Below are 16,370 nucleotides of genomic sequence, written 5' to 3'. Positions count from 1 at the left end.
GCTACCTGTTTGCCTCAGCCACGACCGGGCACAGTTCACCTGATAGAAGGAAGAGAGTTATGACGACCGCGAATGATGTCCTGAAGCTCATCAAGGAGCAGGACGTGAAGTATGTGGATTTCCGCTTCACGGATCCGCGCGGCAAGTGGCAGCATGTGACGTTCGACATCGGCATGATCGACGAAGAAATCTTCGCCGAAGGCACGATGTTCGACGGCTCGTCGATCGCCGGTTGGAAGGCCATCAACGAATCCGACATGCTGCTGATGCCCGATCCGGCAACGGCGACCATCGACCCCTTCTTCGCGCAGTCGACCCTCTCGATCGTTTGCGATGTGCTCGAGCCGACGACCGGCGAAGCCTATGACCGCGACCCGCGCGGCATTGCCAAGAAGGCCGAAGCCTACCTGAAGCAGACCAAGATCGGCGACACGATCTATGTCGGCCCGGAAGCTGAATTCTTCGTCTTCGACGACGTCAAGTTCTCGGCCACCCCGTACAACACGGGCTTCAAGCTCGACGACATCGAGCTGCCGACCAACTCCGACACCGATTACGAGAGCGGCAACCTCGGCCACCGCGTCAAGACCAAGGGCGGCTACTTCCCCGTTCCCCCGATCGACAGCCTCCAGGACATGCGCGGCGACATGCTGGCCGCGATGCAGTCCATGGGCGTCGTCGTCGAGAAGCACCACCACGAAGTGGCTTCGGCGCAGCACGAGCTGGGTGTCAAGTTCGGCACGCTCGTGACGATGGCCGACCACATGCAGATCTACAAGTACGCGATCCACAACGTCGCGAACTCGTATGGCAAGACGGCCACCTTCATGCCGAAGCCGGTTTACGGCGATAACGGCTCGGGCATGCACGTCCACCAGTCGATCTGGAAGGAAGGCAAGCCGGTCTTCGCTGGCAACGAATATGCCGACCTGTCCGAGACCTGCCTGTACTACATCGGCGGCATCATCAAGCATGCCAAGTCGCTGAACGCCTTTACCAACCCGCTGACCAACTCCTACAAGCGTCTGGTCCCGGGCTACGAGGCTCCCGTGCTGCTCGCCTACTCGGCGCGCAACCGTTCGGCTTCCTGCCGTATCCCGTTCGCGACCTCGCCCAAGGCGAAGCGCGTCGAAGTCCGCTTCCCCGATCCGGGCGCGAACCCCTACCTCGCCTTCGCAGCCATGCTCATGGCCGGCCTCGACGGCATCAAGAACAAGATCCATCCCGGCGCCGCGATGGACAAGAACCTCTATGACCTGCCCCCCAAGGAACTGAAGAAGATCCCGACGGTTTGCGGCTCGCTGCGCGAAGCGCTCGCCTCGCTAGAGAAGGACCATGGCTACCTGCTCGAAGGCGGCGTCTTCTCGAAGTCGATGATCGACGCTTATATCGAGCTCAAGATGGAAGAAGTCATCCGCTTCGAGCACACCCCGCATCCGGTCGAATTCGACATGTACTTCTCGGTCTGACCGAATCAGGATGCACTATCAGCGGGGCGCCTTCGGGCGCCCCGTTTCGTTTCAACAGATTCAACTCCCAGGAGGCACGATGACCGCCCAGAACGCGCCCGACTTTCCCCATTCGACGACCATCCCTGTCATCCGCACCATCGCCATGCCGCACGACACCAATCCGGCCGGCGACATTTTCGGCGGTTGGCTGATGTCGCAAATGGATCTGGGAGCGAGCACGATCGCGACACGCCGCGCGCGCGGACGCACCGTGACGGCGTCTGTGGATGGCATGTCGTTTCTGAGCCCGGTCTTCGTCGGCGACGAGGTCACTATCTACGGGCGCATCCTCACGACCGGGCGATCGTCGATGCGCGTCTTCGTCGAGGCCTGGCGGCGCAATCGTGAAAGCAATGACGTCACAAAGGTGACGGAAGCGACCTTCACCTTCGTGGCGATCGACGCCACGCGCAAATCCCGTCCGCTGCCGCCGGAAGAATAGGGCGGCGCCGACAACGCTGAGAGCCGGAAGGATCTCCCAATCTCGACCAGCATCCTGAGGGGGCTTCGCGCGCGAAGCCTCGAAGGAGGATCCAGTAAACTGGCAGCGCTGCCGGAATGCCTCGCGCTGTGGCCCAGCCGCGCCGGGAAGCCCCCCTGAACCCTCCTTCGAGGCCCGGCTGCGCCGGGCACTTCAGGATGATGACAACGGTGTTTTGGGCGAAGGTTTCATTTGGGGAGAGGTAAAGACCCCTCCCCAAGAAAATCAGACGTCGCGGAAACGCGAGACCGGCGAGCCGGCGACGGGCGAAGTCCCGATGAAGACCGAGCCCGTGAGCGGCCAGCGCTGCAGCTGTTCCTCGGTGCGGCCGTCGCGCAGGCTGGTCAGGAAGAGCGTCTTCATGTCCGGGCCGCCAAAGGCCGGCATGGTCGGCGATGCCGCCGGAACGTCGTAGCTCGCCAGCAACTCGCCTTCCGGCGAGAACTGGTTGAGCTTGGCGCCCGAAACGCCGGCGCTCCAGTAATTGCCCTCGGCATCGGTCGCACCGCCGTCCGGCCGGCCGATCGTATCGTCGAGCACGGCGATCCGCTTGCGTTCGCTGATCTCGCCCGTCGCCGGGTCGAACGCCCAGCGGTCGATCCAGGGGCCGCGCGAATCCGAGTGGAACATGGTGCGCCCATCCGGGCTGAAGGCGAGGCCATTGGACACCATCAGGCCGTCGATCTTCTTTTCGACGGTGCCATCCGGCGAGACCCGGTAGAGCGCGCAGACCGGCTGGCGATTCGCGTCCATGGTGCCGACCCAGAAGCAGCCATCCGGTCCGACCTTGCCGTCATTCAGGCGCGTATCCGGCATATCCGCTTCGATTTCGACGAGCGTCCGGCTCTCTTCCGTCTCGGGATCGAACAGCACGACGCTGTCGCGAAGCGCCACGACGAAACGACCGCTCTCGGTCAAGCCGAACGAGCCGACCACGGTCGGAAACCGCCAGACCTTAGTATCGCCCGTCGCGAGGTCGACCGCGTGGATCGACTTGTCGAGGATGTCGCAATAGAGAAACCGATTGTTGCGATCGTCATAGACGGCACTCTCGGCCAGCTGATGCAGGGTGGGAACGAGCGGGCGAAGGCCGAGATCCGTCATGAAGTAACTCCAGGTGGTTGCGAGGGCGCAACCATGGCATGCTCGCCGCCGCACGTCGACCGCCGCCGGCCGCCGCTTTCGGCGGTGTCACGACCTGCCCTTTCAGCGTCCATGCGGCACGCCATCCGTCGGCGAACCTGCGTTCGTCCCTGCCCGCCGTGGCCGCACGGCCCACATGGCGCAAGCTCACAACGATTTGATCGCGCTCCCGAATGCACCCCTATGGGGCGCATCCCCCCGGTTTTCCGTTCGCTGGCTGTCGAATCCGGGCCACAGCGGCGGGGAAATTCGCCGCGCACGCATGGAATGTAAGGCCGCAGGACCGCCCGGCTCCCTTGCAAATCCGTCCTGCCGGGCGCATTTCTCCGACGTCACCGCGACCGAAGACGAAAGCCTGCCCCCCATGAATGATCAGGGCCCTGCCCACCACGCCGCTCCGGCGACGGCTGCCGTTCCCATCTACGACGACTCCTTCGAACTGCAATTCTCGCCCAACATGCTGGCCAAGCTGGAGACCCGCCGCTCGGTTCCGATGCGGGCCTTCGACCCGATGCCGATTCCCCCTGAGCATCTCGAGCGCATCCTGAAGATCGCGGCGCGATCGCCCGATCACGGCCGCCTGGCGCCCTGGCGATTCATCGTCATCGAAGGCGAAGCCCGCCAGCTTTCCGGCCAGCGCTTCGATGCGCTCTACGCCGCGCGCAATCCTGGCCTCGACGATTCCAAGCGCGATATGTGGACGCTCTACATGATGCGCGCCCCGGTCACGGTCGTCGTTGTCAGCCGGCCCGATCCGACGTCCCGCATTCCCGAATGGGACCAGATCCTCGGTTCCGGCGCCGTCGGCATGAACCTGATTCTTGCCGCGTCAGCCCATGGCTACGCCACGCAATGGCTGCTGAAATGGCCGGGACGCGATCCTGAGGCTGCCGCCATTCTGGGCGTGCAGGCGGGAGAACGCGTCGCCGGGTTCATCCATCTAGGCCGCCAGACGGAACGCCCTGCCGACCGCGCGCGTCCGGACCTGAACGCAATCGTCACCCACTGGGCGGGTTGACGGCTGCCGGCTCGGCGATCCGCGCCAGCCGCATTTCGCGCCGGAAGGTGTAGACGCCGGTCGCCACGACAATGAGCGTGCCGACCAGCGTCAGCACGTCCGGCACGTCGCCCCAGACCATGTAGCCGAGGATCACGGCAAACAGGATTCCGGAATATCGGAACGGGGCGACCACGGCCATCGCGCCATAGCGCATCGCCAGGATCGACGTGCCGTAGCCGAACAGCAGCAACACCGACGCGGCACTCAGAATCGTCCATTGCCGCGCGTTCGGAACCGGCCAGGTCTCGGCCAGCGACATGGTGGCTCCTGTAGCCGTCATCGCGGCCGCCGTGATCGCGACCACGAGCAGCGTCGGCACGCCCGGCGCCATTTCGCGCGTGACGAGATCGCGCAGCGTGATGAAGCCCATCGAGCCCAATGCCGCCAGCGAGAACAGGTCGAAGCCGGAGACGCTCGGCCGCATGATCAGCAGCACGCCGAAAAAGCCGACGGCGATCGCCGTCCACCTGCGCCAACCGACCGGCTCCGCCAGAAAGACGGCCGCCGCCGCGGTCGTCATCAGCGGCACGATCTGTCCGATCGCCGAGACATTGGCGATCGGCATGTTGAACAGCGCATAGAGATAGAGCACCGTCGCTCCGATCTCGCCGACCGTCCGCCACGCCACCAGGCTGTTGCAGACGGCGCGCCATTGCCGATGCGTGCCCGTCGCGAAAACGACCAGGCAGATCAGCGCAAAGGAGATCGAGCCCCGGATGACGAGAATCTGCCCGGTCGGGAGCCCCTCGCTGACCAGCTTGATCCAGGTGTCGTTGATGATGAAGGCAAGGTTCGAAAGCACCATCATGATGATGCCACGAGAATTGTCGGCCAGGGCGGGCATGGAACTTCAGGCTATGCGCGGCAGCGCGGCGCCGCAGATGATCCGGGTCGGGCGGTTGGGGCCTGACCTGGCAAGATTGACCAATAAACCGGCACGAAGCAACCGAAGCGACGCCGCCGGCGGTCCGAAATACATGCAAAGACAGAAAAACGCGCAAAGCCGACAGCAACGCGCCGTGTGCAGCGCAACATAAAAGCGAACGATCCGGGCGAAACTACCCGCCGGTCATGCTCATGTGACGACCCAGCGCCGGGCGGCGATGATCGCGGTCTATGATGAAATCATGGCCCTTGGGCTTGCGCCCGATCGCTTCATCGATCGCCGCGGAAAGCAGCGCGTCGTTCTCGGATGCGCGCAGCGGCGCGCGCAGGTCGGTCGCGTCCTCCTGGCCGAGGCACATGAACAGGGTGCCCGTACAGGTGATGCGGACCCGGTTGCAGGTCTCGCAGAAATTATGGGTCAGCGGCGTGATGAAGCCGAGCCGCCCGCCCGTCTCGGCGACTTCCACATAACGCGCGGGGCCGCCCGTCTTGTAGGGGATGTCGGTCAGCGTCCACTGCTCCTCGAGCCGCGCGCGGACGGTCGAAAGCGGCAGGTACTGCTCCGTGCGATCGCCCTCGATCTCGCCGAGCGGCATCGTTTCGATCAGCGTGAGATCCATGCCGCGCCCATGCGCGAAACGCAGGAGATCGTCGATCTCATGCTCGTTGACGCCCTTGAGCGCGACGGCGTTGATCTTGACCTTCAGACCCGCCGTCTGGGCGGCATCGAGGCCCGCCATGACTTTGTCGAGGTCACCCCAGCGCGTGATCGCGCGGAAGCGAGCCGGGTCCAGCGTATCGATCGAAACATTGATGCGGCGCACGCCGGCATCCGCCAGTTCGGACGCAAAGCGCGCGAGCTGCGAGCCGTTGGTGGTGAGAGTCAGTTCGTCGAGCTGGCCGCTCTCGATATGGCGACCGAGCGAGCGGACCAGCGACATGATGTTGCGGCGAACCAGCGGCTCGCCACCGGTCAGCCGCAGCCGTCGTACGCCCTTCGCGATGAACGCGCTGCACAGCCGGTCCAGTTCCTCTAGCGACAGCACGTCCCGCTTCGGCAGAAACGTCATGTCCTCGGCCATGCAATAGACACAGCGGAAATCGCACCGATCCGTCACCGAGACGCGGAGATAGGTGATGGAACGGCCGAATGGATCGACCATCGGCGTCGTCTCGGCCATGAGCGGCACGATCTGGTTCATGCGCATTCCTCAAACCGCCCCTCTTTAGGATCGGGGCGGCGATCTCTGCTATGTAGACGAGATACCGCGCCGTTTCAAAGGCAAGCGGCCAAAAGCGGGACGTCGGGTGACGACCGCCCTTGTTTTTCACGGCCGAACGGCCGTCGGGGTCCAACATGAATACTGCATCCACGCCGTGGCCGACCGAGATTCGCCTGTCGCCCGACAAGCGCACCCTGACCGTCTCTTTCGAAGACGGCGCCCGCTATGAACTGGCGGCGGAATATCTCCGCGTCACCAGCCCTTCGGCCGAGGTGCAGGGTCACAACAAGTCGCAGAAGCAAACGGTTCCGGGCAAGATCGATGTCGCCATCGCCTCGATCAACCCGGTCGGCAACTATGCCATCCGGCTGAACTTCGACGACGGCCACGATACCGGCCTGTTCACCTGGACCTATCTCGCGGAATTGGGTCGCGACCGCGACAAGCTCTGGGCTACCTATCTGGCCGAGTTGCAGGAGAAGGGCCTCTCGCGCAGTCGCCGCTGAGGCCCTGAAGCTTATTCGACGCGAGCGCGTTAGGATTGCGACATTGAGGCTGGGAGAGATGCGATGACCGAGGCCAAGTTTCTGATCGAAATCGATGCACGCATCGCCGCGATCCGCGAGACGATGCAAAGGCTTGGCGAACAGGCCGCCTCGACCGCCAATTCTGCCGAGAAGTCCCGACTCGCCGACGAGATTTCCGGCCTGAAACAGCAGCTCGCGACCCTGCACAACGAGCGCGACGCGCTTTCCTAACCCTGCGGCTCGCGAAATGGCGCCGGTTTCTATCGATGCGAGGCGAGGCGCCAGAAGAGCCGAAGCGCCGAGATGCGCGCTTCCGGAGGCTGGATGGGTTAAGCGCTCTATCTGCTGAATCCGTGCAAGAAACTTGGGGCAAATGGAAAAGCCCCTTGTTTGAAGCGATCCTCTCCATTAGACCCAGCGGCGGAGAGGTGGCCGAGTGGCCGAAGGCGCTCCCCTGCTAAGGGAGTAGACGGCTTAAAACCGTCTCGAGGGTTCGAATCCCTTCCTCTCCGCCATTCCCCCTTTAAGTCCTTGAAATTGCCCAGGCCCGGCTCGCGCGCCGTCGTCGGTCGAGCAGCATTTCACAAGACGCTGGGCACCCCATCCGCGATCCGGCCTCGACGTCCAATCCAGCCCCGTCGGTCCTATCTCGGCCTTCGGGCTTGCCTTGGCGCCTTCGTTACTTCCTTCAGCAGTCGCTGGAATTTCGGACAGGCCATGTGGGACTCGGCCGAGCACTCCGCCACGTGCCGCAGCACGTTCCGAAGCGTCGTCAGTTCGCGGATCTGATCCTCCAACTGATCGACCCGTCCGTGCAGGGCCGTGCGCGAGAGTTCGGGAGCGCCGTCCTTGCCGAACATCCCGCGGATCTCGTCGAGCGAAAAACCAGCCTTTTTCCCGAGTGCGATTACGGCAAGCTGGTCCAGCGTCCCCAGGTCAAACTGCCGCCGCAGGCCCCGGCGCGCCACCGAGGCGATCAGGCCGACTTCCTCGTAATAGCGAAGCGTCGAGGCCGGCACGCCGCTTCTCTCCGCCAGGACACCAATATCGAGAAGATTCACGCTTGACCTCAAGTTGACTTGAAGTGGCAAACCTAACGGCAGCCCCTGAAGACGACAAGAGGAATGCCGTGATGAAGAACCGGACGAACCACAGATGGGCCACGCAAGCAGCGCTGGCAGGGGCGATGCTGCTCGCCTCGCTCGGCGCCAGCATCACCTCCGTGGCGCTTCCAACCCTCAGCCGGGCCTTCTCGGCGCCCCTTTCCAGTATCCAATGGGTGGTGCTCGCCTATCTGATCGCCGCGACCGTCGCGATCGTCCTGGCGGGTCGCCTGGGCGATATGTTCGGTCACCGCCAGGTGCTGCTTTCCGGGCTTATGCTGTTCGCTATTGCTTCTGTTGCCTGCGCGACCGCGCCGACGCTGGGCGTGCTGATCGCCGCTCGGGCCGCTCAGGGCGTCGGGGGCGCCATCCTGATGGCGCTGCCGATGTCCATCGCGCGCGATGCCGTGAAAGAGGAACAGCTCGGCGCGGCGATGGGACTGCTCGGGACGATGTCGGCGGTTGGAACCGCCTTGGGCCCGTCCCTGGGAGGCCTGTTGGTCGCGGCCTTGGGATGGCGGGCGGTATTCCTGCCGCTCGCAGGAATTGCCGTGCTGGTGCTGGGATTGGTCTTGCTCGCCATTTCGCCGCCGGCCGCTCGCGTCGGGAAGGTCGGCGCAAGCCTGGACTGGCCCGGTGCTGCCCTGCTCGCGTTCAGCTTGACCGCCTATTCGCTGGCGACGGCCGGAGGAAGGGCCGGCGTTGCCGGAACCGCGAGCCTTTATCTGCTGATCGCGGTGATTGGCCTTGCGCTGTTCGTCCGGATCGAGACGAGAACGTCGGCACCTCTTGTCTCGGTTGCGATGCTGCGCAAGCGGGAGATCAGCGCCTCCCTCGCGATGAACGGGATTGCCAGCACGGCCATGATGTCGACGCTGGTCGTCGGCCCGTTCTTCCTGGGGTTCGGCTTGCACCTAAACGCCGCCGCCGTCGGGCTTGTCATGGCCGTGGGGCCGGTTACGTCCGCCTTGGCCGGCATTCCCGCCGGCCGCCTGACGGATCGCTTCGGCGCTCCCAGAATGCTCGTGGCGGGGCTGGCCCAGATGACGATCGGTCTTGTCTCTCTCGCGCTGCTGCCTCTTGCTTTCGAAATAGCGGGCTATGCCATTGCCTTGGTGCTGCTGACGCCGGGATACCAGCTCTTCCTCGCCGCCAACAACACGGGTGTCATGCTGTTCGCCCCGGATCAGCAGCGCGGCATGCTGTCCGGCTTGCTGGGGCTCTCGCGCAATCTTGGTTTCATGACGGGCGCTTCCGTCATGGCGACGCTGTTTGCCGGCTTGGTCGGTATCGAGCCGATCGCGAACGCACCAGCCGATGGAATCGGCCATGCGTTCGCGGCAACCTTTGTCGTCGCCGCTGGCATGACGTCAGTGGCGCTGCTGCTGGCCGTCTGGATCTGGGCGCAGCCTGCCGCGGCCAAGCAAGCCGCGACCTGAACGCCCTGAAAACATCCAGCCGGTCGCAGGCCGGTTTAGAGCTCGGAGGCGATCTTCTCCGGCGGCATGTTTTCGCCGGCGACCTCGCTCTGGCTCTTGGGAGCCTGTGACGCCGCTTTCAGATTTTCGATCGCCTGCTGCCAGTGACTGGCGGCGCGGCCCTCCGGGCTTCCCTCGGCAAGCCACAACCGGTGGGCTTCGTCCGCAATCTGCTGCTCGGTGAGCTGGGTCATTCTTGTTCTCCTTCTGGGCGGGCGGGGCGTTCCCGCATTCAACACATCGAGCGATACGGGGTTCCGCCCCTCTATACATGGAGCGGTAAGGCCGCCCCTTCCCGTCCGTTCGTCGCAATCCGTTCAAATCCCGGCTCTAGACTGCGAATAAGGGTTTCCACTCTGACGATCGAGCACGCTCGGGCCGACGTTTCGCCAGGCACGGGCGCTGCGACGATGGGCCATTCCACTTCCGGCACGGAAAGCCCTAAAAATGCAGGGCGGTATGCGTTGGCATGGGCAGCCGCATCCGCCACACTGACCGTGGTTTCCGCATTCGGCAGGATCGAGCCCCTCCGGCATTCCGTGTCATATGTGCTAACCCATTGGAGAACTTGACTTGGCAGACGTGAGAATCCCTGCGGAACCACCCTTGCCGACGCGCGAGCCGCGTCTACTTGGCGCTGCAGGATCGTCCCGATCCGGCTTGATTGCCCCGCTTTCGGCAGCCCGCTGGCTTGTGATTCTCATCGGCATTGCCGGAATCTATTTCTTTCACAGCTTTGTCGTTCCGGTCCTGGCCGCCCTGGTCATCGCCTTTGCCGGCTGGCCGATCTATCGGCGCATCGTGGATTTCACGGGTGGCAACCGGACGGTAGCCGCCACGGTCGCGCTGGCCCTCTTCACCCTGTTCCTGATAGTCCCGATCGCCATTGCGGCCTGGTATGCCATTGACGAGGTTCGCGGCCTTTCGGCCTGGGCGATCCAGACCAACCGCTTCGGATCCGACGTGCCGGCCTGGATGGCCAACATCCCCGGCATCGGCGAGTGGCTCTCCGTCCGCTGGGCCGAATATGTCGGCCGCCCCGGCGCCATCGGCGAAATGATCTATGCGATCAGCGGCGCCAATATCGGCAACATCTACCGCGCGGTTCTGGCCGCCGGTGGCGGCCTGTTCGGCCTGCTGCTCACCCTCATCTTCATGCTGATCACGCTGTTCTTCGTCTTTCGCGACGGCGAGCTGTTCGTCGCCAAGATCGACCTGATCGGCGAGCGGATCATTCCCATGCGCTGGGAGCGGATCTCCCGCGTCGTCCCGGCGACGATCAGCGCCACCGTCACCGGCATGACCCTGATCGCGATCGGCGAGGGAATCGTGCTCGGTTTCGCCTACTGGATCGCCGGCGCCCCCTCGCCGATCACGCTTGGCGTCATCACCGGCATGATGGCGCTGATCCCCGGCGGTGCGCCGCTGGCGATGACGCTGGTGTCGATCTATCTCGCGGCGAGCGGATCGATCGTGGCTGGCATCAGCCTGTTCGTCTGGGGAACGGTGGAACTGTTCATCGTCGACAAGACGCTGCGCCCCAAGCTGGTCGGGGGTCCGATCAAGCTGCCGTTCCTGCCGACGATTTTCGGCTTGGTCGGCGGCGTCAAGACGCTGGGCTTCCTCGGCCTTTTCATTGGCCCTGTGCTGATGGCGCTGCTGGTGGCGATCTGGCGCGAATGGGTGCGGGATATCGAGGCGATCGACCCGCCGCAACCATCGGTGAAGATTGCCCAGGCCGAAATGCGGTCGGAGATCCAGGCGCCCGTCGAACCGCTATAGGGCATTGCAGGGCGCCGGAGGGCCCCAACCTCGCGTCTGTAATCTCGCCTCCAAAATTGACATCAATCCCAAACTTTGTAAGACATTTATCAGTCGTCGAGCAGAGGTGGAGCGATGTCGATCCGCGAAGATCTCGCCAATACGAGCCTGGTCCTCACCTCGGCGGAATCGAAGATCGTCCAGGCACTTTTGGACGATTATCCGATGTCGGGATTGGGCACCGCCACGCGTCTGGCCAGCCGCGCCGGCGTGAGCGATCCGACCGTCACGCGCCTGATGATCAAGCTCGGCTATAGCGGCTTTGCCGAGTTCCAGTCGAAGCTCTTGGCCGAAGTCGAGGCCCGGCTCCTGTCTCCGCTGCTCATGCTGGAAGTGAAGCGGCCGCCGCCCTCGGGCGAGGTGGCTCCCGCCCTCGCCTATTTCCATTCCATCGCCGACAGTCTCGAGCGCACCAAGACCGCCGTACCGTCGCAATCCTATGTGCGCGCCGTCCAGATGCTGCTGGAGTGCAAGGGTCAGGTCTATCTGCTGGGCGGGCGCTTCAGCCGCCACGTCGCCTCGATGCTGGCCGCTCACCTGATCCAGTTGCGGCCCGGCATTCGGGATCTCGGCGCATTGACGCCGGCGGATTTCGACCTGCTGATCGACATGGGCAAGCGCGATCTGCTCGTCGTGTTCGACTACCGCCGCTATCAGTCCGACGTCGTCGATTTCGCGCAGCAGGCCCACCGGCACGGTGTCGAAATCCTCCTGTTCACCGACCCGTCGCATTCGCCAATTGCCGACATCGCGACCCTCACCATGGTCGCGACCACGGACGCCCTTTCGCCCTTCGACACGTTGACGACCGCCGTCGCCCAGGTCGAGGCGATATGCGCCCACGCCCTCGAAAGCCGCGGCCAGCCCGCCCGTCGACGCATCGAGGAAATCGAGGCAATCCGCCGGGCCAACGCCGTTACGCTCGATATTCCCGAGACGCCAGACCCTGCCGCTGCCAGCGACAGCGCAGCACCCATTTCGGCCAAACCCAGATCCGCCAAAGCCAGAAAGAAATCCACGCCATGACGTCACCCTTGCCGCGCCGCGACGAGCCCTTCCGGCGCAACGAGACCGCTCTTCTCCTCGTCGACATGCAGCGCATCTGGCTGGAGCCGGGCCTGGATCCCGACCATGCGGATTGGGGGCCCGACCATTATTTCTATCGCCAGACGCGCGAGACGGTGATCCCGAACCAGCAGCGCCTGCTGGCGACGGCGCGGGCCTCGGGCGTCGAGGTGCTGCACACCATCATACAGAGCCTTACCGAGGATGGACGCGATCGCTCGCTCGACCACAAGCTGACGCCGATCCACATCCCGCCGAGTTCCCCCGCCGGCCTGCCCGTGCCCGAGGTAGCCCCGATCGGCGACGAGATCCTGATCCCGAAGACCTCATCGGGCATCTTCAACTCGACCAATATCGACTATCTGCTGCGCAATCTCGGCATCCGCCATCTGGTCGTCGCCGGCATTCTCACCGACCAGTGCGTGGACATGACGGTTCGCGACGGTGCCGATCGCGGCTTCCTCGTCACCTGCGTCTCCGATGCCTGCGCGGCCCCGACGCCGGAACGCCATGCCAATGCGCTGAAGGCCTTCGGCGGCTATTGCTGGGTTTCCGACACCGCCACGGTCGCGGCCCGATTCGAAGCGCTGGGCGGCGCCAAGTGAGCGAAATTCCTTCGCTCGTCAGCGTCGTCACCACCGATCTTGCCGCGGTCACGCGCGGCCGCCCCGTCACGGCCGCACGGCTCGAAAAGACAGCCGAGACCGGCGTGGGCTGGGTTCCGGCCAATGTCTGCCTGACCGCCTTCAACACGATCGCCGATCCGAACCCCTGGGGCTCCTCCGGCGATCTGCGCATCCTGCCGGATCTGGGAGCCCGCTATCGCACCACGGCGACGGGTGCCGAAACTCCGTTCGACATGGTGATGGGCGACATCATCGAACTCGACGGTTCGGCCTGGAGCGCCTGCACCCGGACGCTGCTCCGCGACGCCCTGGCGACGCTGAAGGCCGAGACCGGCTTCACGCTGAAGGCTACCTTCGAGCAAGAGTTCAAGCTCCAGCCGGCCGAGGCCAGGGAGACGGCGCCGCTGCACGCCTTCTCGTTCGAGGCGCTGCGCAGCGCCGACCCGTTCGTGCCTCGCCTCGTCGCCGCGCTGGAGGAAGCCGGCGTCGAACCCGAAATGGTGCTGGCCGAATATGGCGCAGACCAGTTCGAGGTGACGCATGCGCCCACCGACCCGTTGACCGCCGCCGACCGGGCCGTCGCGATCCGCGAGATCACGCGGGAGATCGCACGATGCCTGGGCAGCCGCGCCAGCTTCGCGCCGAAGCCCGCGCCGAACGAGGTCGGCAACGGCGTCCATATCCATTTCAGCCTTGTCGACGCCTCGAGCAAGCCCGCGACCTATGACGCGGCCAATCCCGGCGGCCTCTCGACGGCGGCTGGAAGCTTTTGTGCCGGCATCGTTCGCCACCTGCGGGGGCTGACCGCGCTGACCGCGCCCAGCGTGCCGTCCTACTACCGGCTGGCGCCGCACAACTGGAGTTCGTCCTTCACCTGGCTGGGCGACCGCGATCGCGAGGCGACGCTGCGCATCTGCCCGGTCGTGACGAGGGGCGGGCGCGATCCCTCGGGCCAGTTCAATGTCGAATATCGCGCCGCCGACGCCACGGCCAATCCATATCTCGCCATGGCGGCCATCGTCTGGGCCGGTCTCGCGGGCCTTCGCGAGGTCTTGCCGACACCGCCGATCGTCATTGGCGACCCGACGCTGATGAGCGAAAGCGAACGTCAGTCCAAGGGCTTGCACCGCTTGCCGGAGACGCTGCCCGAAGCGCTGGAGGCCTTGAAGGCGGACCCGCTGCTGTCGAACTGGCTGCCGCCGAAGCTGCTGCAGAGCATCCTCGTCATGAAGCAGGCGGAGATCGGCCTGATGGAGGGGCTGTCGCGGGAAGCGGTCTGCGCCGCCTTCGGAGCGCGGTACTGAGCGTGGATACCCAATCCGTTTCGTCGGCCGACTGGCCCGAGCCGATCGAAGTTCTCAACGAGGACAGCGACTGCGAGATCGTGCTGATCTGCGAGCACGCCGCCAACCACATCCCGGCGGAATATGACCGTCTTGGCGTCACCGAGGATGATCTGGAGCGCCACATCGCCTGGGATGTTGGCGCCGCCGCCGTGACGCGGGGGCTTGCCGAAGCGCTGGGCGCGCCCGCTTTCCTGGGCACCTATTCGCGGCTCCTCGTCGACCTGAACCGCCCCTTCGGCTGCCTGTCCAGCATGCCGGTGCGGTCGGAAGCCACTTCGATCCCCGGCAATGTCGATCTGACCGAGGCCGAGTTCCTGCGGCGTCGCGAGCGGGTGTTCGATCCATTCCACGACCGGATCACGGCCCGACTCGACGCGCGCGAGGCGGCGGGCCTGCCGACGCGGATCATCGCGATTCACAGCTTCACGCCGGTCTATCTCGGCGTCGCTCGCCCCTGGCATGTCGGCATCCTGTTCGATCAATCGGCCGATTTCGCCGAGGCGACCATGGCGGCGCTGGCGCAGGACCCGGCCTTGGTGGTCGGCGCCAATGTCCCTTACGTCATCGACCGCGACGAGGACTACGCGATCCCCGTCTTCGGCACCGATCGCGGCAATCCCGCCATCCTGGTCGAGATCCGCAACGACCTCATCTCGGACGCGGCCGGGATCGCGGACTGGACCCGACGCATGACGCGGGTTCTGCAGGACGTTTCAACGCAATGAGCGGCACGCCGAGGGGGCACGCCGCCGATGAATGTCAGGGAAAGGGCACGAACCATGATGGATAAGGAAGCCGCTATCGCCGCGGTACAGGCGGAAATCGAGGCGGATCGCGATTGGGTCATCGGCCTCACGCAGGACATCGTCCGCATTCCCTCGGTCAATCCGAAATTTCACCTCGACCCCGCCATCAACCGCGAGGCCGACGTCCAGGCGCATCTTGATCGCGTGCTGACCGCCGAGGGTTTCGCGACCGAGCAGTGGGACGCCCTGCCCGGCCGGCCCAACCTCGTCGCAGAGAAGCCTGGTACGGAAGAACGCAGCCTCATCCTCTGCGGTCATATCGACGTCGTGCCGGTCGGCGATGAGAAGGACTGGACCGTCGACCCGTTCGGCGGCGCGATCGCCGATGGCAAGCTCTATGGCCGTGGCGCCATCGACATGAAGAGTGGCCTCGCCGCCTGCATCGCGGCCGCCCGCGCCATTCGCAAGGCTGGCATCACGCTGGAAGGCCGCCTTGCCATCCACGCCGTGGTCGACGAGGAATCGGGCGGCTTCGGCGCCATGGATGCGGTTGCCAAGGGCAAGCTCGCCAAGGGCCTGATCGTCGCCGAGCCGACCTGGGGCGACGTGCTGCCGGTCGAGGGCGGGCTGGAATGGGCGCGCGTCACCATACGCGGTCGCAACGCGCATTCGGCTTTCCGCTTCAACGAGATCTATCCGCAGCGGCAGGAACCGGGCGCGATGGTGCATGGCGTCAATGCCATTGAACTCGCCGCACGCTTCATCACCGCCGTTCGCCAGTACGAACTGGACCGGACCCGCGCCAAGTCGCATCCGCTGCTGCCTGTCGGCATGAACACGATCAATATCGGCGTCATGCATGGCGGCACCGGGCTTGGCGCCAACGGCCTGCCGACGGTGATGAGCAATCCGGCGATCATCCCGGATGTCGCCGTGCTCGACCTCGACATGAAGTTCCTGCCGGACGAGACCTCGGCCGACTACCGCCGCGATTTCGAGGCCTTCGTGCATCACTTCGCACAGCAGGATGCGTGGCTGCGCGAGCATCCGCCGGTGATCGAGTGGGAACTGGGCGGCCTGCATTTCCCGCCGATGAACACGTCGGTCGAGCATCCGCTTGTTAAGTCGCTGGTAGCACGCCGTAACCAGTTGGGAAGCCCGACCAAGGTGCAGGGCTTCGTCGCCGTTTGCGACGCGGCGCACTATGCCGGCGCGGGCGTCGATGGCGTCATCTTCGGACCCACCGGCGACGGCCTGCACGGGGCCGACGAGTATGTCGAGATCGAGTCGCTGGTCGAGGCTACCAAGGTCATCGCCGCGGCGGTGATCGACTGGTGCGGCGTCCGATAGCGCCG

General features: G+C 64.8%; 17 protein-coding genes and 1 tRNA gene. 13 read left to right on the top strand and 5 right to left on the bottom strand.

Going from position 1 to position 16,370, the window contains the following annotated elements:
• Positions 1–59 precede the first annotated feature (59 nt).
• On the top strand, positions 60–1,469 hold the full coding sequence (glnA, locus tag ABIE08_RS02810) for a type I glutamate--ammonia ligase (protein ID WP_354548604.1): 1,410 nt from the start codon (positions 60–62) through the stop codon (positions 1,467–1,469).
• Between the two features lie 79 nt (positions 1,470–1,548).
• A complete protein-coding gene (locus tag ABIE08_RS02805; RefSeq protein WP_354548602.1) occupies positions 1,549–1,953 on the top strand; it encodes an acyl-CoA thioesterase in 405 nt (134 codons plus the stop codon).
• 264 nt (positions 1,954–2,217) lie between these two features.
• Here ABIE08_RS02805 and ABIE08_RS02800 read toward each other — a convergent pair whose 3' ends face one another.
• On the bottom strand, positions 2,218–3,096 hold the full coding sequence (locus ABIE08_RS02800; RefSeq protein WP_354548601.1) for an SMP-30/gluconolactonase/LRE family protein: 879 nt from the start codon (positions 3,094–3,096) through the stop codon (positions 2,218–2,220).
• A 175-nt stretch (positions 3,097–3,271) separates the two neighbouring features.
• Between ABIE08_RS02800 and ABIE08_RS02795 the strand changes: the two genes are divergently transcribed.
• A complete protein-coding gene (locus ABIE08_RS02795) occupies positions 3,272–4,153 on the top strand; it encodes a nitroreductase family protein (protein WP_354548599.1) in 882 nt (293 codons plus the stop codon).
• Here the strand turns inward: ABIE08_RS02795 and ABIE08_RS02790 are convergent.
• Entirely contained in the window at positions 4,134–5,039 is a 906-nt protein-coding gene (locus tag ABIE08_RS02790; protein WP_354548598.1) for a DMT family transporter, read from the bottom strand. The two genes, ABIE08_RS02795 and ABIE08_RS02790, sit on opposite strands and share 20 nt — an antisense overlap.
• 214 nt (positions 5,040–5,253) lie before the next feature.
• Complete coding sequence (moaA, locus tag ABIE08_RS02785; protein ID WP_354548596.1) at positions 5,254–6,282, bottom strand: GTP 3',8-cyclase MoaA; 1,029 nt, start codon at positions 6,280–6,282, stop codon at positions 5,254–5,256.
• A 155-nt stretch (positions 6,283–6,437) separates the two neighbouring features.
• On the opposite strand from moaA, the gene ABIE08_RS02780 reads away from it, so the two are divergent.
• From ABIE08_RS02780 to ABIE08_RS02770, 3 genes are all read left to right on the top strand, one after another.
• Entirely contained in the window at positions 6,438–6,809 is a 372-nt protein-coding gene (locus ABIE08_RS02780; RefSeq protein WP_354548594.1) for a DUF971 domain-containing protein, read from the top strand.
• A gap of 63 nt (positions 6,810–6,872) precedes the next feature.
• Positions 6,873–7,061 (top strand): hypothetical protein, encoded by a 189-nt coding sequence (locus tag ABIE08_RS02775; protein ID WP_354548592.1) that lies wholly within the window; start codon positions 6,873–6,875, stop codon positions 7,059–7,061.
• 191 nt (positions 7,062–7,252) lie between these two features.
• Positions 7,253–7,345, top strand: a tRNA-Ser gene (locus ABIE08_RS02770).
• Between the two features lie 129 nt (positions 7,346–7,474).
• Here the strand turns inward: ABIE08_RS02770 and ABIE08_RS02765 are convergent.
• Positions 7,475–7,891 (bottom strand): helix-turn-helix domain-containing protein, encoded by a 417-nt coding sequence (locus ABIE08_RS02765; RefSeq protein ID WP_354548591.1) that lies wholly within the window; start codon positions 7,889–7,891, stop codon positions 7,475–7,477.
• A 71-nt stretch (positions 7,892–7,962) separates the two neighbouring features.
• Here ABIE08_RS02765 and ABIE08_RS02760 point away from each other — a divergent pair, with 71 nt between their 5' ends.
• Positions 7,963–9,372, top strand: a complete 1,410-nt coding sequence (locus ABIE08_RS02760; RefSeq protein ID WP_354548589.1) for an MFS transporter — start codon at positions 7,963–7,965, stop codon at positions 9,370–9,372.
• Positions 9,373–9,407: 35 nt separating this feature from the next.
• Here the strand turns inward: ABIE08_RS02760 and ABIE08_RS02755 are convergent, their stop codons facing one another.
• Complete coding sequence (locus ABIE08_RS02755) at positions 9,408–9,605, bottom strand: DUF2934 domain-containing protein (RefSeq protein ID WP_354548588.1); 198 nt, start codon at positions 9,603–9,605, stop codon at positions 9,408–9,410.
• A 466-nt stretch (positions 9,606–10,071) separates the two neighbouring features.
• On the opposite strand from ABIE08_RS02755, the gene ABIE08_RS02750 reads away from it, so the two are divergent.
• The 6 genes from ABIE08_RS02750 (at position 10,072) to ABIE08_RS02725 (ending at position 16,365) form a co-directional block, all read left to right on the top strand.
• Positions 10,072–11,193, top strand: a complete 1,122-nt coding sequence (locus ABIE08_RS02750; protein ID WP_354548586.1) for an AI-2E family transporter — start codon at positions 10,072–10,074, stop codon at positions 11,191–11,193.
• Between the two features lie 114 nt (positions 11,194–11,307).
• The gene (locus ABIE08_RS02745) at positions 11,308–12,258 is read left to right on the top strand and encodes a MurR/RpiR family transcriptional regulator (protein WP_354548584.1); all 951 of its coding nucleotides are present in this window, start codon (positions 11,308–11,310) and stop codon (positions 12,256–12,258) included.
• The gene (locus ABIE08_RS02740) at positions 12,255–12,902 is read left to right on the top strand and encodes a cysteine hydrolase family protein (RefSeq protein WP_354548583.1); all 648 of its coding nucleotides are present in this window, start codon (positions 12,255–12,257) and stop codon (positions 12,900–12,902) included. Before ABIE08_RS02745 ends, ABIE08_RS02740 begins: the two co-directional genes overlap by 4 nt.
• Positions 12,899–14,227: a glutamine synthetase family protein gene (locus ABIE08_RS02735; RefSeq protein WP_354548581.1), complete on the top strand. Its 1,329-nt coding sequence runs from the start codon at positions 12,899–12,901 to the stop codon at positions 14,225–14,227. Before ABIE08_RS02740 ends, ABIE08_RS02735 begins: the two co-directional genes overlap by 4 nt.
• A gap of 2 nt (positions 14,228–14,229) precedes the next feature.
• The gene (locus tag ABIE08_RS02730; RefSeq protein WP_354548579.1) at positions 14,230–14,994 is read left to right on the top strand and encodes an N-formylglutamate amidohydrolase; all 765 of its coding nucleotides are present in this window, start codon (positions 14,230–14,232) and stop codon (positions 14,992–14,994) included.
• A gap of 54 nt (positions 14,995–15,048) precedes the next feature.
• Positions 15,049–16,365 carry a M20 family metallopeptidase gene (locus ABIE08_RS02725; RefSeq protein WP_354548577.1) on the top strand — a complete coding sequence of 439 codons (1,317 nt, stop codon included), beginning with the start codon at positions 15,049–15,051 and terminating at the stop codon, positions 16,363–16,365.
• Positions 16,366–16,370: the final 5 nt, after the last annotated feature.

It is taken from the genome of Kaistia defluvii (assembly GCF_040548815.1).
Lineage (GTDB): Bacteria > Pseudomonadota > Alphaproteobacteria > Rhizobiales > Kaistiaceae > Kaistia > Kaistia defluvii_A.
Note: the sequence above shows the minus strand (reverse complement) of the source record. Positions and strands in the feature narration are given on the sequence as shown.

Bases quoted from the DNA above. Each gene is read 5' to 3' on its own strand.
- glnA (WP_354548604.1), top strand. From the start codon at position 60: ATGACGACCGCGAATGATGTCCTGAAGCTCATCAAGGAGCAGGACGTG.
- ABIE08_RS02805 (WP_354548602.1), top strand. From the start codon at position 1,549: ATGACCGCCCAGAACGCGCCCGACTTTCCCCATTCGACGACCATCCCT.
- ABIE08_RS02800 (WP_354548601.1), bottom strand. From the start codon at position 3,096: ATGACGGATCTCGGCCTTCGCCCGCTCGTTCCCACCCTGCATCAGCTG.
- ABIE08_RS02795 (WP_354548599.1), top strand. From the start codon at position 3,272: ATGGCGCAAGCTCACAACGATTTGATCGCGCTCCCGAATGCACCCCTA.
- ABIE08_RS02790 (WP_354548598.1), bottom strand. From the start codon at position 5,039: ATGCCCGCCCTGGCCGACAATTCTCGTGGCATCATCATGATGGTGCTT.
- moaA (WP_354548596.1), bottom strand. From the start codon at position 6,282: ATGAACCAGATCGTGCCGCTCATGGCCGAGACGACGCCGATGGTCGAT.
- ABIE08_RS02780 (WP_354548594.1), top strand. From the start codon at position 6,438: ATGAATACTGCATCCACGCCGTGGCCGACCGAGATTCGCCTGTCGCCC.
- ABIE08_RS02775 (WP_354548592.1), top strand. From the start codon at position 6,873: ATGACCGAGGCCAAGTTTCTGATCGAAATCGATGCACGCATCGCCGCG.
- ABIE08_RS02760 (WP_354548589.1), top strand. From the start codon at position 7,963: ATGAAGAACCGGACGAACCACAGATGGGCCACGCAAGCAGCGCTGGCA.
- ABIE08_RS02755 (WP_354548588.1), bottom strand. From the start codon at position 9,605: ATGACCCAGCTCACCGAGCAGCAGATTGCGGACGAAGCCCACCGGTTG.
- ABIE08_RS02745 (WP_354548584.1), top strand. From the start codon at position 11,308: ATGTCGATCCGCGAAGATCTCGCCAATACGAGCCTGGTCCTCACCTCG.
- ABIE08_RS02740 (WP_354548583.1), top strand. From the start codon at position 12,255: ATGACGTCACCCTTGCCGCGCCGCGACGAGCCCTTCCGGCGCAACGAG.
- ABIE08_RS02725 (WP_354548577.1), top strand. From the start codon at position 15,049: ATGATGGATAAGGAAGCCGCTATCGCCGCGGTACAGGCGGAAATCGAG.